Origin of the sequence: Acinetobacter sp. TR11, from assembly GCF_027105035.1 — a bacterium.
Classification (GTDB): Bacteria; Pseudomonadota; Gammaproteobacteria; order Pseudomonadales; family Moraxellaceae; genus Acinetobacter.
In genome coordinates this window covers 2,679,419-2,703,620 of record NZ_CP114256.1, presented here as the reverse complement: position 1 = coordinate 2,703,620, position 24,202 = coordinate 2,679,419, and the positions used below count along the sequence as shown (strand labels likewise).

Genomic DNA, 24,202 nt, shown 5'->3' with positions numbered 1-24,202 from the left:
GGGATATAGCGTTGAATACAACTCGACTAAAAACGATTATAGTGCCAACTGTTGTGTTTACAGTACTAGGGTTAACTGCTTGCCAATCTGCTACAGGATTAAAAAAAGATCCAGAAAAGGCAGTGCAAGTTCGTTCTCAACTGGCTGCTGAATATATTCGTACAGGTGATTTGGATTCCGCTAAACGTTCTCTTGATCAAGCTTTAAATATTGATTCGCGTGATGCAAACGCCAATATGATGATGGGGATTCTACTGCAACAAGAAGGCAGTAAGTCCAATATGGAAAAAGCAGATGCTTATTTTAAGCGTGCGATTTCTTCAGAACCAGATAATGCACAAGCTCGTAATAATTACGGTACATATTTGTATCAAATGCAACGTTATAATGAAGCGATTGAGCAATTTACCCGTGCAGGTGCAACCTTAGGTTATGAACAGCGATTTCAATCGTTGGAAAACTTAGGGCGAATCTATTTAAAGTTAGGCGATGTTGCGAATGCTGAAAAAGCATTCAAACAAGCGCTACAAGCAAATCGTAACGCAACTATTTCAATGTTAGAGTTGGCAGAAATTTTCTATTTGCAACAGAATAATAGAGATGCATCGCAACTATACGAACAGTATGTTCGTAATGTGGGGCAAAAAAACCAAGGTGCGCGTGCACTTTGGATTGGTATACGCATTGCTCGATCGAGTGCGGATCAATTAGGAATGCAAGTGTTAGTGAATCAATTACGAGCATTATTTCCTGATAGTCCAGAATATCAACGTTATTTGCAATTACAGTACAGTACTGAGGCCGTATGGAAATAAATCCAAATTCACATCAGCCAACTGGCTCAACCTCGCCATCGTCAACGTTAGGAAATATTCAACGACCTGGTGAGTATTTGCGTCAAATTCGTATTGCACAAAAGAAAGAACTTGAAGAAATTGCAAGCGTATTGAATATGCCCGTTAAAACATTAACGGCATTAGAGCAAGATGATTATAAATCATTACCTGAGGCGACCTTTATCAAAGGTTACTATCGAGCTTATGCAAAATATTTACATGCAGACGCAAGTGTGATTATTCAGCGTTTTGATGAAATTTATGTTAATGATACTGGCCTTAAAGCAAACCATGCCTTGAATAATTCTCCTATCAAGATCATGGGTAAACTATCTGGTTCGAAAAGTGTACGTAACCGTAAATGGTTGAAGCGTATTGCTATTTTAGCTGCTGTTTTAGTTTTAGGTTGGTTGGCAGTGATGGCTGTACAAAATTGGACATCTAGCCACAAAGATAATGCTGAAGTTGAAGCGCCGAAAGCAAAAAGTTCTGATGTCGAAATTATACCGATGGGAACGGCAACGAACACAACTTCTGGCGATCAGTTAGTTTTGAACTTTAGTCGACCAACATCTGTGCATATTGTTGATGCAACAGGTAAAGTATTGGCAACAGGTCGTCAAGCATCTACGTTAACTTTGAGCGGTGAATCACCATTCCAAATTCGTTTAGATGATGCAACAGCTGTATCCTTGACCTTGAATCAGGAGCAAATATCTTTGTCTCCATATACGGTTAATGGAAAAGCAGAATTCCGTTTGTCTCGTTAATGCCAAAGAGTAGAGCTATACGATGATTGTGAATCCAATTAAACGCCGTCCGACACGTAAAATTCGTGTTGGTTCAGTGTATGTCGGTGGTGATGCCCCGATCAGTGTTCAAAGTATGACCAATACTGAAACCTGTGATGTGGATGCAACTGTAGCGCAAATCCAGCGCTGTGCAGATGCAGGTGCGGATATCATGCGTGTTTCTGTACCGTCAATGGAAGCAGCAGAAGCTTTTGGGGCAATTCGAAAACGAGTCTCTGTACCATTAGTTGCCGATATTCACTTTGATCATCGTATTGCTTTAGCAGTTGCGGACTATGGCGCAGATTGTTTGCGCATTAATCCAGGCAATATTGGTTCGGATCAGAAAGTACGTGAAGTTGTTGCTGCGGCAAAACATCATGGTATTTCGATTCGTATTGGGGTCAATGCAGGATCATTGGAAAAAGATTTACAAGTGAAATATGGTGAGCCAACAGGACAAGCTTTGCTTGAATCTGCAATGCGTCATATTGATATTCTAGATCGTTTAGATTTCCATGAGTTTAAAGTCAGTGTTAAAGCATCCAATGTGTTTTTAACCATGGATGCTTATCGTTTGCTGTCTCAACAGATAGATAATCCACTGCATCTTGGTGTGACTGAAGCAGGTATTTACCGTACGGGTACAGTCAAATCAGCAATTGCCTTGGGCGGACTGTTGATGGAAGGCATTGGCGATACCATGCGTATTTCGCTCGCGGCTGAACCTGAGGATGAAATTAAAATCGGTTTTGATATTTTAAAATCGTTGGGCTTACGCTCAAATGGGATTAACTTTATTGCTTGCCCAAGCTGCTCACGTCAAGAATTTAATGTGATTCAAGTGATGCAGGCTTTGGAAGAGCGCCTAGAAGATATCCGTACACCGATGGATTTATCTGTGATTGGATGTAAAGTGAATGGTCCTGGTGAAGCTAAAGAGGCGGATATCGGTATCGTTGGCGCATCACCACGTTCACTGGTCTATCGTAATGGTGAAAAAAGTCATTTAATTGACACAAATCAGTTGGTTGATGAAATTGAAACAATGGTTCGTCAACGTGTTCAAGAGCTTGAAGAAGCTAAATCTAAAGAAATTATTCGTAGTTCATCATGAGTTCAATTGTCGCGATCAAAGGTTTTAATGACACCCTTCCAACACAAACTGCTGCTTGGAGAAGTCTGGAACAACAATTAGCATCTTTAATGGATGCTTATGGCTATCAACAAATCCGTTTACCGATCGTTGAACAAACGGGTTTGTTTAAGCGTGCCATTGGTGATGCAACCGATATCGTTGAAAAGGAAATGTATACCTTTTTTGATAAAGGTACTCCGCCTGAATCGCTAACTTTGCGTCCAGAAGGTACGGCTGGATGTGTGCGTGCGATGTTGGAACATAACTTATTGCGTGGCGCAACACCGCGTGTTTGGTATGTGGGTCCAATGTTCCGCTATGAAAAGCCACAAAAAGGTCGCTATCGCCAGTTCCATCAATTTGGTGTTGAAACTTTTGGTGTGGCAACGCCAGATATTGATGCAGAAATCATTTTAATGACGGCTCGCCTATGGAAACGTATGGGTGTAGCAGCAAATGTTCGTCTAGAACTCAATACTTTAGGTGAGACGGATGAGCGTGCGGAATATCGTGCTGCTTTGGTTGAGTTTTTAAATCAGCACAAAGATGCATTAGATGAAGACTCACAACGTCGTTTAAGTACTAATCCATTACGTATTTTAGACTCTAAAATTGAATCAACACAAAAGATTTTAGAAAATGCACCAAAGTTGCATGATTTCTTAAAAGAAGATTCGATCAATCATTTCCAACAGTTACAACAGTACCTCACTGATGCAGGCGTTGAGTTTGTAATTAATCAGAAGTTAGTGCGTGGTTTGGACTACTACAACAAAACTGTATTTGAATGGACGACAACGATGTTGGGTTCACAAGGAACGGTTTGTGCAGGCGGTCGTTACGATGGCTTGGTAGGACAACTGAAAGGTAAAGCAGATCAATCTGTACCTGCAGTTGGTTTTGCAATGGGTATGGAACGTTTACTGTTGTTGCTTGAGCAGGTTGAACAAGCCCAAGAAGTACGTGATTGTGAAGTTTTCTTATTGGCTGAGCCTGCATTTCAAGCTAAAGCTTTAGTATTAGCAGAGCAAATCCGTGACCAGTTAGAAGCAGCAAGCAGCTCAATTCGTCTGAAAACAGGTTCACAAGGCAGTATGAAAAGCCAAATGAAAAAGGCTGATCAATCGGGTGCAATCTATGCAGTGATTTTGGGTGAGCGCGAGTGGGAATCACAACAGCTTTTGGTCAAAAAGCTAGCAACGGGTGAGCAGGCGCAGGTCGCTTTAACTGAGCTGACATCTTTTTTTATCGAAAAATTTAAACAATAAATTGCACAATATTTAGGGAAAGGACAATCACATGAGTTTAAGTGATGAAGAACAGCTCGACCAATTAAAGTCTTTTGGCAAAAAATATGGTTCTGCCATGATTAGCGGGATTCTGATTGCCTTGATTGCCTTTTTCGGATGGGAGTATTGGCAAAAGAAAAATTTAGCTGAGGCACAGAGCCAAACGGCGAAAGTACAAAAATTGATGGACGAAGCTAAGGCTGCATCAGGTCAACCAAATGCTTTCGCTACAGTATCTGAAGCAGCAGATAAAATTGTGAAAGATGATGCTAACTCGGTTCAGGCGATTCAGACCCAATTTATCTTGGCGAAGCTTGCTTATGATAAACAAGACTATGCTGCAGCTGAAAAAGCATTAAAGAAAGTTGAAAACTCAAAAGTTAAAGATGCGGGTTTGCTGCAAATTGTAAAAATACGTTTAGCGGATTCACAATTAGCACAAAAGAAATATGATGAGGCGCTGAAAACCTTATCAAACGTGACTGAACCAGCGTTTAAAGCAACTGCAGAAGAGTTACGTGGTGATATTTTTGTTGCAAAGAAAGATACTGCATCGGCGCGAAAAGCATATCAAAGTGCTTGGGATAGCCTTATTGAACGTAAACAAGAGCGTCAGCTTTTACAAATTAAACTCGAAAGCGTTGGTATTTTAGTAGATGATCCTGAAATTGAGCGCCCGATCTTAGATACCAAAGTGGATGAGTCTTAATGCAGAACAAACTAAAATTACCTTTGGCAATTGCAATTGCTTCAGCTTTATTAATTGGATGTTCAACCAATAAAGTAAAAGAAGTGAAACCGAATCCGTTGCCAAAAATTACGCAACAGCAAGGCTTAAATCTGGTCTTTTCTCAAAGTGTTTCGTCAACAAATGCAGCAGAAGCTTTGCGCTTGCAGTTAGATACAGATAACGGTGTAATTTTTGCGATTGATCCAGATGGTCAGGTTTCTGCTTATAAAGATAAGCAGCGTCTTTGGAAAAGTAAGGTTACTAAGCAAGAACTCACTGCCGGTGTAGAAGCGGGTGAGGGTATTGTCATTATTGGTAATCGTAAAGGTGAGTTATTTGCTTTAGATCAGGCTACTGGTAGCCAAAAATGGTCTGCCAAATTATCTGGTGCGATTTTGTCTCCTTCACTCATTCAATCGGGACGGGTTATTACGATTGCAAATGACGGGACTGTATTTGCGCATGATGCTGTTACTGGACAGCAGGTGTGGGCATATAAATTACCAAATGTTCAGTTTAGTTTACGTGGTCAACCTGCACCCGTTCGTTTAGATGAACGCACTGTTGTTGTTGCATCCGCGAATGCTTATGTTTATGCATTGGATGTAATTAGTGGCGTGCCGCGTTTCCAACGTCGAGTTGCAGTAAGTGATGGTCGTTCGGATATTCAACGTCTGATTGATGTTGTCGGTGACCCAGTTGTTGCAGGCCAATATCTGGTAACAACCAGTTTCCAAGGACAAGTCACAACTACTGATCTTGCAACACAGCGTGTGGTGTGGAGTGAGGAAGCAAGTAGTACCAATAGCGCTGAAGTTTCAGGTGATAAAGTTTTTATCTCGACTGCAGATGGAAAATTGAAAGCTTATAATTTAGCGACAGGCGAACTTCTTTGGCAGAATGAGGAATTACTTAACCGTCAATTGAGTAATCCTGTGATGCTTGGACAGAACCTTGTGGTTGGCGATTTAGATGGAGTTATTCATTTGATTGATCCAAATACAGGGAAGTTGATTGGTCGTGCGAAAACCAGTGGTGAAGTCCGTTCACTGCGTGTAATTGATAATCAGCTTTACGTTGCAACTCGAAAAGGTGCATTAAGCATTTGGCAGAATCGTTAATTTTGCCTTAGCTTGTGGTAAAATGTTTAATTAGCAAATGCTAATAAAAGAATGATCGGGGTATTTGTTTGAACAAAACCCCGAATTTTTATTGTGATTATTTGATCACCAAAATCTTCCATACTGTTTCTGATACGATGTCATCAACGATGGCTCGTCTGAATTAAGGTTAATTTATGAAACCCGTTATCGCGCTTATTGGTCGTCCAAACGTCGGAAAATCAACGCTATTTAACCAAATCACTAAAAGTCGTGATGCTTTGGTTGCTGACTTCGCTGGTTTAACTCGTGACCGCAAATATGGCGATGCGGTGTATCAAAATAAATCATTTATTGTCGTTGATACGGGCGGTATTGGTGAGAATGAAGGTGGTATTGACTCATACATGGCGGAGCAGTCAAAAACTGCCATCCATGAAGCAGACATTATTGTTTTTGTTGTGGATGCGCGTGCAGGTTTGTTGGCATCAGATGAACAGATTGCTCGTGAATTACGTACCTTAGGTAAGAAAGTCTATTTAGTTGCCAATAAGGTTGATGGTGTTCATGCAGAAGCCGCGCTAGTTGAATTCTATAAACTTGGTATGGGAGAACCTATTCAAGTTGCAGCCAGCCATGGTCGTGGTGTACAGCAAATGCTTGAGGAAGTATTAGCTGAAGTGCCAGAAGATGAAAATCCTGAAGAACATAACAAAAATACAGGTTTGCGTTTGGCGATTATTGGTCGTCCAAACGTGGGTAAGTCGACTTTAGTCAACCGCTTGCTTGGCGAAGAGCGTGTAGTTGCATTTGACCAGCCTGGTACTACGCGTGACTCAATTTATATTCCTTATGAGCGTGATGGTCGTCAATATACGTTGATTGATACCGCTGGCGTACGTCGTAAAGGTAAAGTTGATGAAATGATTGAGAAGTTCTCAATCGTGAAAACATTACAAGCGATCAAAGATGCTCACGTGATTGTTGTTGTGCTCGATGCGCGTGAAGGGGTCGTTGAGCAAGATCTACATTTAATTGGTTATGCATTAGAAGCTGGTCGTGCCATGGTGATTGCCATTAATAAATGGGACAACATGACCGAATATGATCGTAAGCAATGTAAGCTTGATGTTGATCGTCGTTTTGACTTTATTCCTTGGGCGAAAGTACATTTAATCTCTGCATTACATGGAACTGGTGTGGGTGATTTATACCCAACTATCCATCGTGCTTATGATTCATCGCATTTAAAAGTTTCACCAGCAAAATTAACGCAGATTTTGAATGACGCGACTGACGCGCATCAACCACCTATGATTAGTGGTAAGCGTATTAAAATGCGTTATGCACATATGGGCGGACAAAATCCACCAACAATCGTGGTTCACGGTAACAAAGTGGATAAAACCCCTGCTGATTATCGTCGCTATTTGGAAAATGTGTTCCGTAAAGTGTACAAGCTTGAAGGTACACCTGTGCGTATTGATTTTAAAACCTCAGAAAACCCATTTGAAGGTCGCAAATCTCAAGTTGATGAGCGTGTTGCAGCACGTAAACGTCGTTATGTACAGAAATTTAAAAAGGCTGAGAAAAAATTCAAGCGTTAAGCTGATTTTGCTGTTAAAACCCAAACATTGTTTTGGGTTTTTTTATGCCTTTAAATGTGAGTCATGAGATAAGTTGCTCATGCACTTATTAATGAAGTCTTAAGATAGGTGATTAAACGAAATAAGCTTGATTATAATATTCTAAATTTTTATACAATCAGGTTTATATTGAACGATGTTTTGTTGAGTGAAGCTGATGGTGGCACGTAAAATTGAAGTACATATTCAAGCATTGGCTTCACTTCTTGAACGAGATAAAGCAGATTTCTCAGATTTTAGATCGTTTAATGATTATCAAAAACAACAGATCAAAGCCTATCGCAATCAACTTTTGGCAGATCAATTAAATTGTTTAACTAAGGATTTACAGTTTTCAAAACATGAATATGGCAAGCCATTTTTAAGCTCTCATACCTTGGAATTTAACCATTCACATAGTCAGCAATACTATGCTTTGGCGATGAGTGAACGTATGAAAGAGATTGGTGTTGATGTGGAAGAGCTGGATCGTAAAGTCCGTTTTGATGCCTTGGCTCAACATGCCTTTCATCCTGAAGAATATCAAACTTGGCAGCAACAAGATCAAGATCCGGAATATTGGCTACGTGTATGGACCACTAAAGAGGCGGTTTTAAAGGCATCAGGTTTTGGAATTAGACTGGATTTAAATAGTCTAAATACACAAGTTCATCCATCAAATGATGGTGGAATGTGTACTCATCCTTTGATTGGAACATTTGCTTATCAAAATTTTGTTTTAAATCAGAAGATCGTGCTGACTATCGCATGGCGTGCAGAGCAGTCTTGTCGCGGATTTCAGTTTCCACAGATTCAAATTATTCAACATTGATAAATGAAGAACGTACAACCCCATGCTCTAATCTTAATCAAAAAAGCCAGCATTATGCTGGCTTTTTTGATTTGAACTTTACGATGATTTAGATTTAAGGAATTTCTTCTTCATCAAATTCAGGTTTAACTTGGACAATAAAATCTTGACGATTTAAACCACGCCATAAAGCAAATGCAGTACCAATATAAATAGATGAGTACGTACCGATAAAGACACCTACACACATAGCAATTGAGAACCAATGTAAACCATCACCTCCCCAGAACATCATGGCAAGAACCACAAGTAATAGAGTCATTGAGGTATGGATTGTACGACGCAAGGTCTCTGTTAATGCGATATCTACAATTTCACGTGGTGTTGCTCCACGAATTTTACGGAAGTTCTCACGGATACGATCCGATACAACGATATTATCGTTGAGTGAGAAACCCATTACCGCAAGTATTGCTGCAAGCACGGTTAAATCAAATTGCCATTGGAACAATGCAAACGTTCCGATGATAATTACAATATCGTGAAATAATGAAATTACGGCACCCATTGCAAGTTTAAACTCGAAACGAATGGTGACGTAGATCAGCATTAAGATCAAAGCAAGTGCAAGCGCACCTGCAGAGCGGATATAAAGCTCATTACCTACTTGACCGCCAACAGAGTCAACTTTATGAACTTCTGCTTGGTTATTTGGCAATTGGACTGCTTTAGTGATGGTATCGTTTAGATCTTCAACTTTAAGATCTTCTTGCACTGGCATACGTACAATCAGGTCTTTATTACTTCCTAATGTTTGTACAACGGCATCTTTAAAGCCTGCTTTATCGAGTGCTTGAGCAACTTGAGCTGGTTGAACTGCTTGTTTATAGTTCAACTCGGCAGACACACCACCTGTAAAGTCCAAACCGAGGTTTAAGCCTTTGGTCACAATAAAGAAAACACTCGCAAGGGTAATCAAGATTGAGAAGATTGCAGCAGGCTTAGCAATCTTCATAAATGGAATGATTTTTAGATCATCTGGGCGACCGTATTGTTTTGAGTCTTGTTGAGTCAGATCAGTCATGTGAATCTCCTTAAATACTCAACTTAGTCAAATTACGGCGTTTGCCATAAATGAGCTGTACGACAGCACGTGTCACAGTAATCGCAGTAAACATTGAACATACGATACCGATCATCAAGGTAACCGCAAAGCCTTTGATTGGGCCAGTACCAATCGCAAACAAGATAAATGCCACGATGAAAGTGGTTAAGTTCGAGTCAAAAATGGTGTTATAGGCCCGATCATAACCCGCGATAATGGCTTGTTTCGGTGATGCACCCCAGAGCATTTCTTCTCGGATACGTTCGCAGATCAGTACGTTGGCATCGACTGCCATACCAATACCAATGACGATCCCCGCAATACCTGGTAAGGTGAGGGAAGCACCAATCCATGACATGAAAGTCAAAATCATGGCAAGGTTGAACACCAAGGCAAAGTTTGCGATTAAGCCAAAGAGACGGAAGAATACGATCATCCAAATCGCAACGAGCAAGAAACCAATTTGGGTAGATAACACCCCTTTATCAATATTTTCTTGACCAAGACTTGGACCAACGACACGCTCTTCAACAAAGTACATTGGTGCAGCTAAAGCGCCCGCTCGAAGCATCAAGGCAAGTTCTGCTGCCTCTTGAGGTGAATCTAAGCCAGTGATACGGAATTGTGAGCCCAATACAGCTTGAATGGTTGCTGCATTGATGACCACAGATTCTGTATATGGTGTGCGTACTTCAGTTTGAGCACCCGTCTTAGGATCAGCAACATAAGAGATCTTTTGTTTATTTTCAATAAACAATACCGCCATACGTTTACCCACGGCATTACGTGTTGCATCTGCCATGAGCTTACCACCAGCGGTATCTAGGGTAATATTTACTTCAGCGCCGCCAGAATCTTGACTAAAACCAGAGCTTGCATTTTGAACACGCTCACCTGTCAAAATACGATTACGTTGTAAAAGAAGTTGACGACCGCTGTCCAGAGATTGATAAGCAAAAACCTCAGTACCCGGTGGAAGTGGTTGACCATCATATTTGCCTGTGTATTGATCAATATATTGATCATTACTGTCAGCAACTAAACGGAATTCTAAGTTCGCGGTACGACCTAATACACGTTTTGCTTCAGCAGTATCTTGGACACCCGGTAGCTCAACCACGATACGGTTACTACCTTGCGTTTGTACCAATGCTTCTGCTACACCAAGTTCGTTAATACGATTACGTAGTGTAGTTAAGTTTTGGTTGACTGCATAAGACTGAATTTCTTGACGACGAGTATCTGTATAATTCAGTTTTAGAGTCGCGCCAGATGTCGTTGCAACGGCTTGTTGAGTAAACTCATTACCGTTACGACGTAAAAAATCTGCCGCGGCATCACGATCTGCATTGTCAGCAAATTGGATCGTAATGGTGTTATTACTTAAAGCAAGGTTATTAAATTTAATTTTGTTGTCACGAAATTGACGACGCAAATCAGTCGCAGATGTTTCCATACGCTGACCAATCGCTTTATCCATGTCGACTTCAAGCAAGAAATGTACACCGCCACGTAAGTCCAAACCGAGTTTCATCGGTTTAGCCCCAATCTTTCGCAACCATTCTGGTGTTGTTGGTGCAAGGTTGAGTGCAACCACATAGTCATCACCTAAGTCACGGCGCAACACTTCTTTGGCTTTTAACTGTGCTTCTGAAGAGTTTAATCGTAATAATGCCGCATTATTGGTGAAGCTATTGTCGTGACTGCTAATGTTGGCAGTTTTTAAAATCTGCTCCGCTTTTTGCACAATGGTTTGATCTATTTTTGTGCCTGCTTTCGCGCCTGAAATTTGGACAGCAGGTTCATCTGGATACAAACTAGGAAGTGCATATAACGTACTGATCACAAGTACCACAAGGATCAGTAAATATTTCCATGCAGGGTAACGCATTCGCTTTCTTCTTAAATGAAAAAGTCGTGCTGAGGCACGACTATCTTATGATTAAAGGTTATTTAGTGTGCCTTCAGGTAATACTGAAATGACACTCGCACGTTGAATTTTTACATCGACACCACGGCTGAGTTCAACGACTGCAAAGTCACCATCAAGTTTGGTGATTTTTCCCATCAAACCGCCAGCAAATACGATTTCACTGCCCACACCTAAGCTTTCGATTAAAGAACGGTGTTCTTTGGCACGTTTCGCTTGAGGTCTCCAGATCAAAAAGTAGAAAATTGCGATAAATACTGCAATCATGACAAATTGCATTGCCATACCGCCAGCAGGTTGAGCTGCCGCAGGAGCAGCGTGAGCAGTAGAAATTAAAAAGCTCATTTCGATTTCCTAAAATTAAAAAGTCAAAAATTAATAATAAATTCCAATTCGTTTTGCAATGTACCTTGTCTTGCGGTCAGGCGCAAATCTTGATGCAATTCATTCACATTAGTCTTCAGGGCACGCTGGAACGTCTAAGCCACGACGTGCATAAAAGTCCTGAACATATTCATCAAATGTGCCATTATCCAATGCATCACGCATCCCTTGCGTGAGGCGTTGGTAGTAACGCAAGTTATGGATAGTGCCGAGCATTGATGCCAACATCTCACCACACTTCTCTAAATGATATAAATATGCACGCGTAAAGTTTTTACAAGTGTAGCAATCACAATGAGGGTCTAAAGGTCCTTTATCATGGCGATATTTACTATTACGGATTCTTACCAGACCATCCGTGACAAAATAATGACCATTACGTGCATTACGGGTTGGCATGACGCAGTCGAACATATCGACACCACGGCGAACTGCCTCAACGATGTCTTCTGGTTTACCAACACCCATCAAATAACGTGGTTTGTCCTGTGGCATTTTGTTTGGTAAATAATCAAGTACTTTGATCATTTCATCTTTGGGTTCACCCACCGATAAGCCACCAATTGCATAGCCATCAAAGCCAACTTCTAATAAACCTTTAAGTGATTCATCACGAAGATCTTCATACATACCGCCTTGAATAATACCGAATAAGGCATTTTTATTCTTAAGCTCATCATGGTGGTGGGTTTTACAACGTTTTGCCCAACGTAAAGACAGTTGCAAAGATTTTTGCGCTTCTTCATGTGTTGCAGGGTAAGGGGTACATTCATCAAAGATCATCACGATATCTGAATTGAGTACATGTTGAATCTCCATTGAAATTTCTGGAGACAAAAACACTTTTGAGCCATCAATAGGAGAGCGGAAGGTAACACCTTCTTCTTTGATTTTACGCATTGCACCCAAGCTAAATACTTGGAAACCGCCTGAATCGGTTAAAATTGGTTTATCCCATTGGATAAACTCGTGTAAACCGCCATGCTCTTTAATCACTTCCAAGCCTGGACGTAAATATAAATGGAAGGTGTTACCTAAGATAATTTGTGCCTGAATTTCTTCAATGTCACGAGGTAACATACCCTTAACCGTACCGTAAGTACCCACGGGCATAAACACAGGTGTTTCAACCACACCATGCTCTAACGTAAGTCGACCACGACGGGCACGTCCCGACTGACCTAATTTTTCAAATTTCATGACACTATCCATCAAGGCGAAAAAACAGTTCGCTGATCAAAAGCGGCTATTTTCCTTGATTATGGCGTGTAGTTCTACTACTAAATGTAGCTAGAAATGAAATTGATAAAATTTTAATTTTCTTTCCGATAATTAAAAAAAGGCATAACCTCAATATTTTTCCAAGAAAAGATATCTTTTGTATAGGTAGACCTTACTTTTCAAGGATGAAAAGTAACAAAAATCCTTTGTAGGGCTGACGGTATATCCATATACCGCAGCCCTACCAGCGGCATCCATGCCGCTTCACGATAGCGAATACCTTATGACGATAAGAGGAGGGCTTTGTTTGATATTTAAAAATTCGGTTTATAGTCAAAATTTTCAGTTGCAAGATTATCCTTAAATGGGCGAATGGCTTTTTTAGATAAGGTTAGGGTGTTAATCAAGTTATTTGGGAATACTTCGATTTGGTTATTAAATAACTCAACATTGCGGTTAAAGATCGTGATTGCTGCACCAACATTTTCGTTTTGCTCCTGAATATCATCCATCATTTTGCTATACAGTGCATCAGCTTTCAGTTCAGGATAGTTTTCCACCACTACATTGAGGCTACGAATCAGTTCCTTACTCATTTTCTCAATCTGTTGTAATTGAGAAATATCGGTATCATTGACATTCAGATTCAGAATTTGTTGGCGTAATTCAGTTACTTTTTCCAAAGTTGATTTTTCAAACTGAGTATATTGATCTAATGTTGCTTCCAATGCCTCTAAAGTCTTTACTTTTTGACGCTCAAAGTTAGCAACTTCTGACCATGCCCGTTTGGTGGCATTAAAATACCGTACGATATTGTTGCGAATAGAAACGCCCCATACGATCAGCACCACAAAAATCCCCAAAAAAATCAGTAAACCTGTCATCGCTATTCCCCTTATTGTTATCGCTAAATGATTAGCTAATTAAATTCAGCATGAGCTGTTGAAACTTTTGATATTGCGGCATGGTCATGGTACGTAAATGTCCACGTAATGCTGAAATATCATGGATTTCACTACGTTTACTGGCGGTTTGGAAAAGGTTTTGTTCGCCGAGGTAACACAAAATTTGCTCTTCATGATGATAAATTAAATCACCAGTAAAATGTTGAAAAAAATCATGTAGCTTTAAGGTCAAACTCGGGCTAATTTCTTTTGCCAACTGATGTTGATCGACCCCAAAAATATTCAATTCTTGATTAATTAAAATATCGCTGCTTTGCCATGAACTGGTATATGGTTCAAAAAAACGTGAACGTTTATTGCTGACTGCGATTCCTGAAGCAGGTATTTGAAAAATAAAAGCGCCCCATAGATCTTTGTGAATTTCTTTGGCAATTTTCTGATTGCTATTTTCTTCCTGAAAAATGGGTAGTTCACTGACATAGTGATATTGAAACAATAAAACTTGATGTTCTGTCGTACCATCATGCCATGTAGTTGAAGCAAATTGGGTGATTTCGTTAGATTCAGTGCCACGATTAAACAATGGAAAGAATTGCTTTAATTTACTGATCACCAATAATGGTTGTGCTTGAATGGGTAAATAAGCGGGTAGCTGTTGAAATTGCAGACCATAGCGTAAGACGGTCATGCGTTGTTCGAGATATGTAATGACCTGTGTGAGTGGCTCTTTCGGCTCATACAGTAAATACGCTAAAAAGCCAGTCAAAAAGGCAGCGAGAAGGCTAAAGATATACTGAATATGTGGGTGAAAAAAATAGCCAAATACTAATGTGCAGACGCTCACAATGCCTAAAATAAAAGGCAATACATTAAAAAAGCATAAGCTATGATCATCACGCCACGGATGTAAAGCATCCAGCAAATCTTGATCACTATGTGATTTTTGCCCTATATCCCAAAGCCGAGCAATATTGCGGAAAACCTGCGCATTTTTTTTTCGTCTTATATGTAAGGCTTGTTCTACAGTATCGATCGGCATTGTTCTATTTAAATCAGTTGTTTAATTTATCCACTAGCATAGCATCACCATAGCTAAAGAAACGATAGCGTTGTTCAACAGCATGTTGATAAGCCGCTAAAATGTGGTCTCGATTTGATAATGCAGAAACCAGCATCAGCAAAGTTGATTCTGGTAAATGGAAATTAGTAATCAAACGATCTACGATACAGAATTGATAACCTGGATAAATAAAGATTTGCGTATCACCTGTCCAAGCCGCAATTTGTCCTTGATTAGCTTGCGCAGCACTCTCTAAGGCACGGGTCGCAGTTGTTCCCACCGCAATCACTTTATTACCACGTGCCTTGGTCTCTAAGATGAGATCAATCGTGGCTTGTGGTACGTCACACCATTCACTGTGCATAATGTGGTTGCTAATGTCCGTGGTACGAACAGGCATAAAAGTTCCTGCGCCCACATGCAAAGTCACAAACGTTTTTTGCACGCCTTTAGCGGCTAACTTTTCTAATAAGTCTTGGTCGAAATGTAAGCTTGCAGTCGGGGCAGCAACACTGGCAATTTTTTCAGGATCATGAAATACAGTTTGATAACGCTCAGTATCAATCTCTTCGGCTTCACGATTGAAATATGGTGGAATAGGGAGTTGACCGTATTGATCCAGTACCGACAAAATTGGTTGTGAAAACTTTACGACAAACAGATTTTCATGGCGACCTTGTACGGTGACAGGAACGGCATCTTCACCGATATATAATTCTGCACCTGCTTTAGGCGAATTGCTTGATTTGATATGGCAATGTGCGGTGTGGGTGTCCAGCATGCGCTCAACCAGTACTTCGATTGCGCCACCTGTAGCGCGGTTGCCTTTTAATCGTGCTTTCATGACTTTAGTATCATTTAGTACAAGCAAGTCACCTTCTTCTAGTAAATCAAGAATATCAGTGAAAACATAATCGTGATATTGACCTTGAGTATCAATATGGAGTAGGCGAGATGCGCTACGACTATCTAGTGGGTAGCGAGCAATAAGTTCATCAGGAAGATCAAATGAAAAGTCGGAGAGTTGCATACATCTAAAACATTGCAAAAAATTGGGTGTAGTATAGTCTTTTTTGTATTTTATCGCTGAGTTCACGTGTTTATAAGCAGAAAAATATCTGAGTGATTTAAAAGTGAGCAATAAGCGATAGTTAGTGTTTGACAATAAAATCAAACAGGTTATGATACGCAACACAAAGCATCGCACTCTTCCCGAGGTGGTGAAATTGGTAGACGCGGCGGACTCAAAATCCGCTGTCAGAGATGACGTGTCGGTTCGAGTCCGACCCTCGGGACCATTAGATAGCTTAAACAGATTATCTCAAAGCCCCAAGTTCTTATAAAACAAGAACTTGGGGCTTTGTCGTTTCTGACGTTTACGTTTTTTTTAAGTATTTTTAGGTATTTTTGTGGATACCCACCCACACGATGCCCACACGCCCCACACTGGTTTTGTATGTATGTATAGGTCTGTTTATCAACTTAAAAATGGGAAATGGCGAGCTGAAGTAAAGGTCGACGATGTTCGTAAAACCAAAGTTCATCAAAGTGAATTTGCTGCTAAGAATTGGGCGAAGCAAATTGAACGTGACATTATTTTAAATAATCAGACTTTAGCTGCATTGAGATCCGATGTCGTACTTACATTATCTGAAGCATTGACTCGTTATTCTAATGAAGTCTCAGCACATAAAAAAACAGGAAAAAAAGAAAAACAACGTATCGAGTATTTCAAAAATACTTTGAAAAATATTGATTGGCCGTTAGTGAAATACAAGTCCGAATTTTTAGCTGATTATCGTGACGAAGTAATGAAGCGGTCGATAAAACCGTTAAAGCCAAGTACTGTTAGACGAGACTTTTCCTTGTTGTCTTCATTTTTTTCATGGTGCAGAGAGAAAAAGTGGATTCAACATAATCTTGTTTCTGAAGTTAAATTGCCTCCGAAGCCTGTAAATCGTGAACGTCGTATCGAGCAGCTTGAAATTGAAAAGATGTTGGCTGCATTAAAATATATACCTGGTGCAATTCCACAGACAAAAATGCAGGAAGTCGCATTAATTTGGCTGATAGCATTGGCAACTGGTATGAGATCTGGCGAAATTGTAAATCGTTTGCCGAGGGAAGTACTTCTGGCTAAGAGGCTGGTCATTTTACCCGATACAAAGAATGGCACCGTACGTAAAGTCCCATTAGATACGTTTGCTGTTGAGCTTTGGACTTTGGCTATGAAGATTGATCGAAAAGCATCTCCAAAAGTTTTTACAGTCAGCGATTCCTCTAGAGATGCATTGTTTAGAAAAGCAAGAAAACAGGCTGGACTGGATGGCGTGGATCTCACTTTCCATGATTCACGTCATGAAGCTGCATCTCTGATGGCTCGACGTTTAAAGAATGCATTAACGCTTTGCAAAGTGTTCGGCTGGAAAGACCCTAAGTTTGCACTTGTTTATTACAACCCAACCAATGATGAGATTGTAGACGAGCTGGATCAGACTCAGAATAAAATATTGGAATAATAAAAAAGCCACCTTTCGGTGGCTTTTTTTAATGGTATGTCAGCGTGTTTTTATCAAACGCCATTGCAAATTTGATCACGTCCATAGCTTTCCAGCGTGGTACCGTACGATCGTTCGTAGCTGAAGTAGGTAAATCCCGACTCGGTGGAAATTTGTCGTTGCTAATGATGTGACGTTTTGCATATTCCAATGAGTATTTAAAATATGCAGCGATGTCATGTTCGTCCCAAAGCTGATATTCCATCGGGACAATTGGTTTTTCCTCGACTTTTTTCATCATTTTTAGGAAGAATTTTTCCAATATTGCTAAGTCAGTCATCCTAATTTAAGCTCCAATTGGTCTCGAATATATAACTCTTCTTCGATGGCCGTTAATACATAACGATCGCTTTCTTTGTTTAGTATCTCGATTAAATCTACTGAATCAATATCCGAAATTTTCCTACCTTTAAATTTTCCCCAATAAAAATGAGTAGGGTACCGTGCCTTTTCTGAAAGTTGGTGTAGCTCATCAATCGTTTTAATAGCTTGAGTTTTAACGATATTCTCGACAATAACTTGTGTTAAATAGCAGTCTGTAAGTGCATTGTGACTATATTTATTTAACTCCCTTGTTTCAGACAAATTTTCAGAAAATTGATAGCACAGTACTCCGAGCTTATGACTCTTCAATTGTGGATATAGGTAACGCATGATCGCAAGTGTACATATACGTTTCATAAACGGTTCAAATTGACCAGCTCGCTGTAAAGCTTCCATGTCGTAATCGATAGAATGTCCGATCACATACTCAACTTTTGGGATGCAGCATTGTGTAAATGATGGGCAATCTTTAAGATCGTCCGCGATGATGTTGTGAACTGCCATTGCTTCGAAATCAATGGCTTCGTTCGGTTTGAAGTTTTGCAGCATAAATGAACCACTATTGCTGACCTCACCATCATCAATTTGAATATTGATGTAAGCAGCTTGGATGATGTCACCGTGTAGCTTATTTGTTTCGGTATCAAAAATGATTGAACTCATAATTATTCCATCCAGCAGACACAATTTTCGGTTGTACATCTGGCATGTATGTGCCCGTTATAACTCATAATTTTGTAATTTAGCTCCCCAGTTTTGCAAATTGGGCAAATCATAGAGTCCTGGACATTTTTAACTGGTTTTTCTGCACCGTGTTTATCGGTTATTGCTTCACGTGCAATCACAACTTGTTCGAAGTTCATTTTCATTATTCTCACTTAATATGGGTTTGCTTGTGGGGCTGAGTCGAGCATCTGCATGCTGTTGAGCTTCACTTCAGTGATATAGCGTTCAACATTATTCTGGTCTTTCCACAATCGTGTTCGGAGAGAACCCTCGACATAAACTTTTGAACCTTTTTTTAGATATTGTGCAGCGATATCGCCCAATCTCCCGTTGGCAACAATGCGATGCCATTCTGTATTTTCTTTCCATTCCCCAGTTTGCTTATCTTGCCAACTTTCAGATGTTGCTATTGAAAATTGGGCATATGATCCGCCATTTGGAAAACCTTTTTTCTGCGGATCTGCACCAAGAGAACCGACTAAAATAACTTTATTTACGCCTCTCATAGTTCACCCTTCATTTGTAAGTATTTAATTTTTGTATGCACACAATTTGTATCTCGATCCAGTACTTCAGAAATGTATGGAACTTTGAATTTATCCTGAAGCATCGCTTTTAAAACTGTTACTTCACAGTCCCACCAACTGCCTCTAGTACGACGGAATTGATGGCGAGGTCGCCCACCTTTTGTTGGTGGTAGACCTTTTGATTTTAGAATTTCAACTTTTTGTCGTACTCGATGAGGTGTGCAATCAAGCACATCTGCAATTTCTGTAAATGTTTTATGCTCTTCTAGCATGCTTTCTAAAACGATTAATTCAGAATCCCACCACGGTCCATATGTGCTTTTTAACTTAATTGGTCGACCCGATTTTTTAAAATTTGATACGGCCATATTCATTGTGATGGCTCTCCTTGTTCTTCAATTTTTAAAATAAAAGTCTTCCCATCTTTTTTAAATAGGATTGATTGTTTAGTTTGATAAAGGTATTCAATAATTTGACTTAGTTTGGTTTCATTGAACTGTGTTTTTGCTCTAAATCTTCTTCTATCACATTCTAAACAGGCATTTGACTTAACTGATCGCTCTGATGTTAGGCAAGATCGGCAAGCTGCAATTGGTACATAACTTTTTTTTGATTCCTTTTCTGCACGTTTACGCAGTATTGAATTTTGAAAACTATTGGGCTTTTCTGCATTTTTTGCAGCCTTATCTGCATTAAAATGATTAAATTCACATTTGTTCGTATTAACTGCTTTATGAATTACACCGCCATTTTTTACGAATTTAGCTATGTCTGATGAATAGTCTGCACGAATTTTAGTAGATACATTCATGATTTATCCCTCAACCGAAATAGGTGTGATTTCAAAATCATCGCCATTTACATAACTTTCAAAATGAAGTTTGGTTATTTCAAAACTGTTGCAATCCCAACCTTCCTCCTGAAAAATAGTATTTATTCCCCATTTATATGGTGGTATACCTACATTTGCTTTGTCTTCATAACAGGCATAAAAGACATCTCTAGCTATCATTTTCAGCATGACAGCGACAATATCTCCATTATTTTCATTTAGTCGATCGTTATAACCAGCCCAAAAATTATTGTGTTCATGGAGCATTTCGTCAGTACATTTAATGATGATGGTGAATTCCAGTTCACATACATCGCTGAATTTGTCATAAGTGACCTTAAAAGTACGTGGTTCGCACTGTAAATGGACAGGGATTTCCGCTTGTTCTGTTTCTACTGTAGAATCGTTTTGCATAATTGCGCTCCGTTGTGATTGTGTGACACATACAGAAGTGACAGCTTCTGTATGTGTGCTAGTGATCAAACTGCTTTATAAAGCATGCCTTGTAACAAATGGACTTTCTGACTCAGTTCTGGGGAGTTTTCCCAATTCAGGTTTTTTCGAATTACTGTTAAAACTTTTTTTGCCTCTTTTGTGACTTGTTTTGTTTTGTGCTGTTTTAAAGTAGCAATACATACATGAACCTGAAGAATAGCTTCAGTTATGTTGCGACCATCATTACAAGATTGATTCATAAATTCCTCTACTGTGGTTTGAACTGGTTAGGATTGCTGAAAATCCAGCATTTGACGTTGCGTGGTGTTGCGATGTCGGCACTTACATTTTTGCCTTCATCAACAGGGAAACTGGTTGAGCGAACTTGTTTATTCATCTCTATGAATTTGTATTTTTTGCTTGATTTGAGCAGAGTGCGCATGTCGTTAATGTCAGGTAATGCCTGATAATTCATTGATGCTGCTTTGTAGATTTCGTTTAAATTGATCGCAATGTTCGGATCGTTATGGTTGTGATGGTTGAGTGAGAAATTGGCGTTGCGTTTGATACCATTTAAGTATTCGTAAACTTCCCAGAACTGCTTCACTTGAACATGATCATCTGATAAGTCATTCATGCGTGAACGTGCCATTTCTTCAAGCATGCGTTTGGCATCGCATATTTCTTCTAGATCAATTGTGTCTTTTAAAACATGCGCTGCGAGTGCGTCGATCATCGCTGAGATCTGTGCATGACATAGGGCAATACGAGTATGTGAAATGCCACTTTGGTGAAATTCCTTTTCGATTTCTCCGAACTTCTCAAAAAACGTTTTTAAAATATTGTCTTCTTGTTTTAGACAATGCGTCATGTATTTTGCAGCTTCTGAAAATTCGATCCCATATAAACGGTTTGCAATCAGTTTCTTTTCATATGTATGCCCTTGCATATCAACATAGATATGTAATGTACGGCTGAGAATTGCTTCAGTCGCATTAATTGGATCGTTTTGGCTGATCAAGATCGCACCACGAAATGGTGGCTCATAGGTATCGTTGCCTGATGTTTTTAGACCACGTGAGCGAATGTTCTGTCCATTGAATGCATCTTTAAGTTCGTCCCAATCAAACTTCTGCTTTGCTTGTTTTTGGTCTGTTTTGCGGTCACCCTCAATAAATACCACAGGTAAATTAGAAACCTGTGCCATTGAACGGTGAATCGCTGCTGGAGAGGAGCTGTTCGGATTGATACCTTCTTTTGCGCCAACTCGTGCTGATAGTTTCCAGAAAAAATCAATTAAAGATGATTTACCAGCACCAGCTTGACCAACATATTCCATAAAAGGGTATGAATAGTGTTTTTCACGGATCTGCTCTGCAAAAAATGATCCAGTCCACCATGCCAATAAAATCAGTCCTTTTTCTCGGTTAATTTGGTAAAAGTCTTGCCACCAAGTTGGTTGGAATGGTTCAGGATTCAATTGTACAACTGGACTGTTTGATAAAGTTTTTACGTCGACTTTGCCTGTTCTGTAGAAATCCTGATCATTAATGTGGATAACTTTCCCTTTATAAACAGCATGTTTATTGAAAATATAGGCACGGTATTCTTTGCTATAGCCAATAAAATCAATGGTTTTAACTTCTTTGATATATCGTTTATCCGTTTCACGGAGCATGATGGTTTGAAGCTGTTTGTCATTACCAAGCCACCAAGCCCCTTTGCTAATATTGAGTAGACGGTTGGTAAAGTTTTGTTTTGATGTGAATTGTTCAGTGGTAAATGTGGCATTGACTGGATCACTAATGCCATCAATGATCTTGAAGTAGTACCATGATTCGTCAGTAATTGTGTTGCGTTGAAAGTAGAGCCCTTTGATGATGGCTTTACAGACCAGTTCAACTTTGCCTGCTTGTTTCAGTGCCTCTTCTTCTGCTTCTTTTGCTGAGTCTTTTATCTGTAGTTGAACGTCATATTCTTTTTGATATTTATCATTGTCTAAACTGAACCAATAGGTTTGATATTGGTGTGTAAAGCTGAAGGTATTTTTCTTTTGGTTGTGGTAGTTGTAAATGAGGTGAGCCGCTTCATATTCACTTTTTGCAATATGGAGCTGTCCAAAATGGCGGTAGCGTTTAAGGTCATCCGCTTCAGTCAAAAGCCCACGTTCGTGTAAGTCGTTCCAGTCAAGGTCAGAATCTTTTGCAAGTATTGGGAATGCTGCGGTTGAGTCCCAGCCATCTTCGACTGCACGGTCGTGAAATTTACGAGTTGCCTTTCTGCCTGCGTCATCATTGTCAAATGCCCATACCAGTGTTGGGAGGGGAACTTGAAGCACTTCACAACGTTGTTTGATCTGCTCGAGGAGCTTAGTTGGATAGTTATTTGATGAGATGGTTGCTGCACTGACAATATTATTAAAGCTGAGTGCAATGCTGTTAAAAATCCCTTCAGGTAGCCATACTTCCTTGCTGATACAAAGGTCATCAAATTTTTGGTGATAGGTCCAATAAAGTCCTGTGAATTTATTGATGATATTAGCTTTTTGACTGCCAAAGCGTTCGGTACGGTCAATCAAGCGTTCCCAATAAACATTGTCAGCCCCTGCGAGTTTAAAACGGACTGTGGCACTGTATTGACCAGGATATTTTTTGTCGTTGTTAAATATCTCTTGGGTGTACATGCCTTTGAGTTTTGTAATGTCCAAGCCTCGTGCTTCAACCAAGTATGCATCGGCACTGGCGGTTGGATTTTCCTTCGTTTTAGGGAATTCCGCTGTCCAGTCTTTAAATAAGTCTGCACAAATTTCTTTTACGTGCTCTTCGTAACCACAATTATTTTGGTGGTTACATTTAATGATGCGTGGTTTTTCAGCATGGGTATAGCAAGATTTTTTGTTGCATTGTGGACATCTACCTTCACGATACCAACCTTTTACAAGCTTGAACTGAAAGATGTCATTTAGATGCCTATCAATTTTTTGTTGAATGCTCATTGAGTCATATCCGTTGGAAATAGTGAAAGATTGTTAATTCGTCGTGTATATCGCTGTGCTTCTGATAGATCGATCAAGCTGCAAATCTGTAGTGCTTGAATAAAGCCTTTGATATGACCAATTGAATCTTTTGCTGCACTTGGATTGACTTCAATACTTTGTACAAGGAACTCAAGCTCTTTGAACCATGGGTGTAAGTTTTGGATCGAACTGACTTCATCTGAAGGGGTTAAGCTTTTTTGTATCGCTGATACAATTTCAACGTGTGCGTTGTAACTTGCTAAACAGCGTTGGTTTTTGCATGAAACAACAAGTTTATGTAAAACAGGAGAGGGTTGTTTACGTCCATTGACGTACATACGTGTGCCACAATGTGGGCAATAAATACCAATAGATCTACTCATAGCACTAGCACCGCCTTTTTGCTGAATACTCTGACGACCTCAATCTTCAAGCGAATAACAGTCTTACAAGTGGTACATTCGCTAATGAATTGATGATCTTCATTCTTTATCGCTGCGCTTCCGTGCAGCTGGAGAGGTGTATTGCATGTACTACAAATTAATTTGTCATCCTTGACATGCACTTCCTGAGACCGCTTACCCATATTTCTTGTACCGCTTGAAGTTATAAATTTGTTTGATGACTTTGCTTTTATTTATGGTTTTTATGCGATTATTGCGCTTCCTGATTTTTCGGTTTTTTCTTATCCAAATCTTCTAGCTCTCTGACGACTAAACGATCTAACCATTCGTTAGGGTTTAGTCCCACAAGTGCTGCTTCAATACGGATTTGTTTACGACGAGATTCAGGTGCACGGAAGCTAATCTGCACTCTTTTTTCGTCTGAAGGTGCTAGTGTTGTCATGGTCGACGACTCC

The 24,202-nt window shown here is 39.8% G+C and carries 26 protein-coding genes and 1 tRNA gene; 10 read left to right on the top strand and 17 right to left on the bottom strand.

Annotated features, from left to right (window positions below; translation table 11 throughout):
• Positions 1–11: 11 nt before the first annotated feature.
• The 8 genes from pilW (at position 12) to O1450_RS13000 (ending at position 8,341) form a co-directional block, all read left to right on the top strand.
• On the top strand, positions 12–815 hold the full coding sequence (gene pilW, locus O1450_RS13035) for a type IV pilus biogenesis/stability protein PilW (RefSeq protein ID WP_269228782.1): 804 nt from the start codon (positions 12–14) through the stop codon (positions 813–815).
• Complete coding sequence (locus O1450_RS13030) at positions 806–1,606, top strand: helix-turn-helix domain-containing protein (protein ID WP_269228781.1); 801 nt, start codon at positions 806–808, stop codon at positions 1,604–1,606. Before pilW ends, O1450_RS13030 begins: the two co-directional genes overlap by 10 nt.
• A 22-nt stretch (positions 1,607–1,628) precedes the next feature.
• Complete coding sequence (ispG, locus tag O1450_RS13025) at positions 1,629–2,744, top strand: flavodoxin-dependent (E)-4-hydroxy-3-methylbut-2-enyl-diphosphate synthase (protein WP_004664888.1); 1,116 nt, start codon at positions 1,629–1,631, stop codon at positions 2,742–2,744.
• Positions 2,741–4,033 (top strand): histidine--tRNA ligase, encoded by a 1,293-nt coding sequence (hisS, locus tag O1450_RS13020; RefSeq protein WP_269228780.1) that lies wholly within the window; start codon positions 2,741–2,743, stop codon positions 4,031–4,033. The genes ispG and hisS overlap by 4 nt, the downstream gene beginning before the upstream one ends.
• A 31-nt stretch (positions 4,034–4,064) precedes the next feature.
• The gene (locus tag O1450_RS13015) at positions 4,065–4,763 is read left to right on the top strand and encodes a YfgM family protein (protein WP_269228779.1); all 699 of its coding nucleotides are present in this window, start codon (positions 4,065–4,067) and stop codon (positions 4,761–4,763) included.
• A complete protein-coding gene (gene bamB / locus O1450_RS13010; protein WP_269228778.1) occupies positions 4,763–5,905 on the top strand; it encodes an outer membrane protein assembly factor BamB in 1,143 nt (380 codons plus the stop codon). The genes O1450_RS13015 and bamB overlap by 1 nt, the downstream gene beginning before the upstream one ends.
• A gap of 176 nt (positions 5,906–6,081) precedes the next feature.
• Positions 6,082–7,491, top strand: coding sequence for a ribosome biogenesis GTPase Der (der, locus tag O1450_RS13005; RefSeq protein ID WP_269228777.1), 1,410 nt, complete (start codon positions 6,082–6,084; stop codon positions 7,489–7,491).
• Positions 7,492–7,687: 196 nt separating this feature from the next.
• Complete coding sequence (locus tag O1450_RS13000) at positions 7,688–8,341, top strand: 4'-phosphopantetheinyl transferase family protein (RefSeq protein WP_269228776.1); 654 nt, start codon at positions 7,688–7,690, stop codon at positions 8,339–8,341.
• 94 nt (positions 8,342–8,435) lie between these two features.
• On the opposite strand, the gene secF is transcribed toward O1450_RS13000, so the two are convergent.
• From secF to queA, 7 genes are all read right to left on the bottom strand, one after another.
• The gene (gene secF / locus O1450_RS12995) at positions 8,436–9,404 is read right to left on the bottom strand and encodes a protein translocase subunit SecF (protein WP_269228775.1); all 969 of its coding nucleotides are present in this window, start codon (positions 9,402–9,404) and stop codon (positions 8,436–8,438) included.
• Between the two features lie 10 nt (positions 9,405–9,414).
• A complete protein-coding gene (secD, locus tag O1450_RS12990; RefSeq protein ID WP_269228774.1) occupies positions 9,415–11,316 on the bottom strand; it encodes a protein translocase subunit SecD in 1,902 nt (633 codons plus the stop codon).
• Positions 11,317–11,367: 51 nt separating this feature from the next.
• On the bottom strand, positions 11,368–11,700 hold the full coding sequence (yajC, locus tag O1450_RS12985; protein WP_269228773.1) for a preprotein translocase subunit YajC: 333 nt from the start codon (positions 11,698–11,700) through the stop codon (positions 11,368–11,370).
• A gap of 108 nt (positions 11,701–11,808) precedes the next feature.
• Positions 11,809–12,939: a tRNA guanosine(34) transglycosylase Tgt gene (tgt, locus tag O1450_RS12980; protein ID WP_269228772.1), complete on the bottom strand. Its 1,131-nt coding sequence runs from the start codon at positions 12,937–12,939 to the stop codon at positions 11,809–11,811.
• 335 nt (positions 12,940–13,274) lie between these two features.
• Complete coding sequence (locus tag O1450_RS12975; protein ID WP_005193124.1) at positions 13,275–13,844, bottom strand: LemA family protein; 570 nt, start codon at positions 13,842–13,844, stop codon at positions 13,275–13,277.
• Between the two features lie 31 nt (positions 13,845–13,875).
• Positions 13,876–14,904 carry a hypothetical protein gene (locus tag O1450_RS12970; protein WP_269228771.1) on the bottom strand — a complete coding sequence of 343 codons (1,029 nt, stop codon included), beginning with the start codon at positions 14,902–14,904 and terminating at the stop codon, positions 13,876–13,878.
• A 13-nt stretch (positions 14,905–14,917) separates the two neighbouring features.
• Entirely contained in the window at positions 14,918–15,955 is a 1,038-nt protein-coding gene (gene queA / locus O1450_RS12965; RefSeq protein ID WP_269228770.1) for a tRNA preQ1(34) S-adenosylmethionine ribosyltransferase-isomerase QueA, read from the bottom strand.
• 181 nt (positions 15,956–16,136) lie between these two features.
• On the opposite strand from queA, the gene O1450_RS12960 reads away from it, so the two are divergent.
• Positions 16,137–16,223, top strand: a tRNA-Leu gene (locus O1450_RS12960).
• A 162-nt stretch (positions 16,224–16,385) separates the two neighbouring features.
• Positions 16,386–17,444, top strand: a complete 1,059-nt coding sequence (locus O1450_RS12955) for a tyrosine-type recombinase/integrase (RefSeq protein ID WP_269228769.1) — start codon at positions 16,386–16,388, stop codon at positions 17,442–17,444.
• Between the two features lie 28 nt (positions 17,445–17,472).
• Here the strand turns inward: O1450_RS12955 and O1450_RS12950 are convergent, their stop codons facing one another.
• The 10 genes from O1450_RS12950 to O1450_RS12905 all read right to left on the bottom strand — a co-directional run bounded on the left by O1450_RS12950 (position 17,473) and on the right by O1450_RS12905 (position 24,189).
• Complete coding sequence (locus tag O1450_RS12950; RefSeq protein ID WP_269228768.1) at positions 17,473–17,763, bottom strand: hypothetical protein; 291 nt, start codon at positions 17,761–17,763, stop codon at positions 17,473–17,475.
• Positions 17,760–18,470, bottom strand: coding sequence for a 3'-5' exonuclease (locus tag O1450_RS12945; RefSeq protein WP_269228767.1), 711 nt, complete (start codon positions 18,468–18,470; stop codon positions 17,760–17,762). Before O1450_RS12945 ends, O1450_RS12950 begins: the two co-directional genes overlap by 4 nt.
• Before the next feature lie 215 nt (positions 18,471–18,685).
• Positions 18,686–19,039 carry a single-stranded DNA-binding protein gene (gene ssb, locus O1450_RS12940; protein WP_269228766.1) on the bottom strand — a complete coding sequence of 118 codons (354 nt, stop codon included), beginning with the start codon at positions 19,037–19,039 and terminating at the stop codon, positions 18,686–18,688.
• Positions 19,036–19,434 carry a hypothetical protein gene (locus tag O1450_RS12935; RefSeq protein WP_269228765.1) on the bottom strand — a complete coding sequence of 133 codons (399 nt, stop codon included), beginning with the start codon at positions 19,432–19,434 and terminating at the stop codon, positions 19,036–19,038. The genes ssb and O1450_RS12935 overlap by 4 nt, the downstream gene beginning before the upstream one ends.
• Entirely contained in the window at positions 19,431–19,871 is a 441-nt protein-coding gene (locus O1450_RS12930; RefSeq protein ID WP_269228764.1) for a hypothetical protein, read from the bottom strand. The genes O1450_RS12935 and O1450_RS12930 overlap by 4 nt, the downstream gene beginning before the upstream one ends.
• 3 nt (positions 19,872–19,874) lie before the next feature.
• Positions 19,875–20,306, bottom strand: coding sequence for a DUF2528 family protein (locus O1450_RS12925; RefSeq protein ID WP_269228763.1), 432 nt, complete (start codon positions 20,304–20,306; stop codon positions 19,875–19,877).
• Between the two features lie 65 nt (positions 20,307–20,371).
• Positions 20,372–20,587, bottom strand: coding sequence for a hypothetical protein (locus tag O1450_RS12920; protein WP_269228762.1), 216 nt, complete (start codon positions 20,585–20,587; stop codon positions 20,372–20,374).
• Between the two features lie 8 nt (positions 20,588–20,595).
• On the bottom strand, positions 20,596–23,322 hold the full coding sequence (locus O1450_RS12915; protein ID WP_269228761.1) for a toprim domain-containing protein: 2,727 nt from the start codon (positions 23,320–23,322) through the stop codon (positions 20,596–20,598).
• A complete protein-coding gene (locus tag O1450_RS12910; protein WP_269228760.1) occupies positions 23,319–23,726 on the bottom strand; it encodes an ogr/Delta-like zinc finger family protein in 408 nt (135 codons plus the stop codon). Before O1450_RS12910 ends, O1450_RS12915 begins: the two co-directional genes overlap by 4 nt.
• 271 nt (positions 23,727–23,997) lie before the next feature.
• Positions 23,998–24,189 carry a hypothetical protein gene (locus O1450_RS12905; RefSeq protein WP_269228759.1) on the bottom strand — a complete coding sequence of 64 codons (192 nt, stop codon included), beginning with the start codon at positions 24,187–24,189 and terminating at the stop codon, positions 23,998–24,000.
• Between the last annotated feature and the right edge of the window lie 13 nt (positions 24,190–24,202).

Bases quoted from the DNA above. Each gene is read 5' to 3' on its own strand.
- O1450_RS12935 (WP_269228765.1), bottom strand. From the start codon at position 19,434: ATGAATATGGCCGTATCAAATTTTAAAAAATCGGGTCGACCAATTAAG.
- O1450_RS12970 (WP_269228771.1), bottom strand. From the start codon at position 14,904: ATGCCGATCGATACTGTAGAACAAGCCTTACATATAAGACGAAAAAAA.
- ssb (WP_269228766.1), bottom strand. From the start codon at position 19,039: ATGAGAGGCGTAAATAAAGTTATTTTAGTCGGTTCTCTTGGTGCAGAT.
- O1450_RS12930 (WP_269228764.1), bottom strand. From the start codon at position 19,871: ATGAATGTATCTACTAAAATTCGTGCAGACTATTCATCAGACATAGCT.
- O1450_RS12955 (WP_269228769.1), top strand. From the start codon at position 16,386: ATGTATAGGTCTGTTTATCAACTTAAAAATGGGAAATGGCGAGCTGAA.
- tgt (WP_269228772.1), bottom strand. From the start codon at position 12,939: ATGAAATTTGAAAAATTAGGTCAGTCGGGACGTGCCCGTCGTGGTCGA.
- queA (WP_269228770.1), bottom strand. From the start codon at position 15,955: ATGCAACTCTCCGACTTTTCATTTGATCTTCCTGATGAACTTATTGCT.
- bamB (WP_269228778.1), top strand. From the start codon at position 4,763: ATGCAGAACAAACTAAAATTACCTTTGGCAATTGCAATTGCTTCAGCT.
- O1450_RS12945 (WP_269228767.1), bottom strand. From the start codon at position 18,470: ATGAGTTCAATCATTTTTGATACCGAAACAAATAAGCTACACGGTGAC.
- O1450_RS12975 (WP_005193124.1), bottom strand. From the start codon at position 13,844: ATGACAGGTTTACTGATTTTTTTGGGGATTTTTGTGGTGCTGATCGTA.
- O1450_RS12915 (WP_269228761.1), bottom strand. From the start codon at position 23,322: ATGAGCATTCAACAAAAAATTGATAGGCATCTAAATGACATCTTTCAG.
- O1450_RS13015 (WP_269228779.1), top strand. From the start codon at position 4,065: ATGAGTTTAAGTGATGAAGAACAGCTCGACCAATTAAAGTCTTTTGGC.
- secF (WP_269228775.1), bottom strand. From the start codon at position 9,404: ATGACTGATCTGACTCAACAAGACTCAAAACAATACGGTCGCCCAGAT.
- O1450_RS13030 (WP_269228781.1), top strand. From the start codon at position 806: ATGGAAATAAATCCAAATTCACATCAGCCAACTGGCTCAACCTCGCCA.
- O1450_RS13000 (WP_269228776.1), top strand. From the start codon at position 7,688: ATGGTGGCACGTAAAATTGAAGTACATATTCAAGCATTGGCTTCACTT.
- O1450_RS12950 (WP_269228768.1), bottom strand. From the start codon at position 17,763: ATGACTGACTTAGCAATATTGGAAAAATTCTTCCTAAAAATGATGAAA.
- secD (WP_269228774.1), bottom strand. From the start codon at position 11,316: ATGCGTTACCCTGCATGGAAATATTTACTGATCCTTGTGGTACTTGTG.
- O1450_RS12905 (WP_269228759.1), bottom strand. From the start codon at position 24,189: ATGACAACACTAGCACCTTCAGACGAAAAAAGAGTGCAGATTAGCTTC.
- der (WP_269228777.1), top strand. From the start codon at position 6,082: ATGAAACCCGTTATCGCGCTTATTGGTCGTCCAAACGTCGGAAAATCA.
- yajC (WP_269228773.1), bottom strand. From the start codon at position 11,700: ATGAGCTTTTTAATTTCTACTGCTCACGCTGCTCCTGCGGCAGCTCAA.
- O1450_RS12910 (WP_269228760.1), bottom strand. From the start codon at position 23,726: ATGAGTAGATCTATTGGTATTTATTGCCCACATTGTGGCACACGTATG.
- ispG (WP_004664888.1), top strand. From the start codon at position 1,629: ATGATTGTGAATCCAATTAAACGCCGTCCGACACGTAAAATTCGTGTT.
- O1450_RS12925 (WP_269228763.1), bottom strand. From the start codon at position 20,306: ATGCAAAACGATTCTACAGTAGAAACAGAACAAGCGGAAATCCCTGTC.
- O1450_RS12920 (WP_269228762.1), bottom strand. From the start codon at position 20,587: ATGAATCAATCTTGTAATGATGGTCGCAACATAACTGAAGCTATTCTT.
- hisS (WP_269228780.1), top strand. From the start codon at position 2,741: ATGAGTTCAATTGTCGCGATCAAAGGTTTTAATGACACCCTTCCAACA.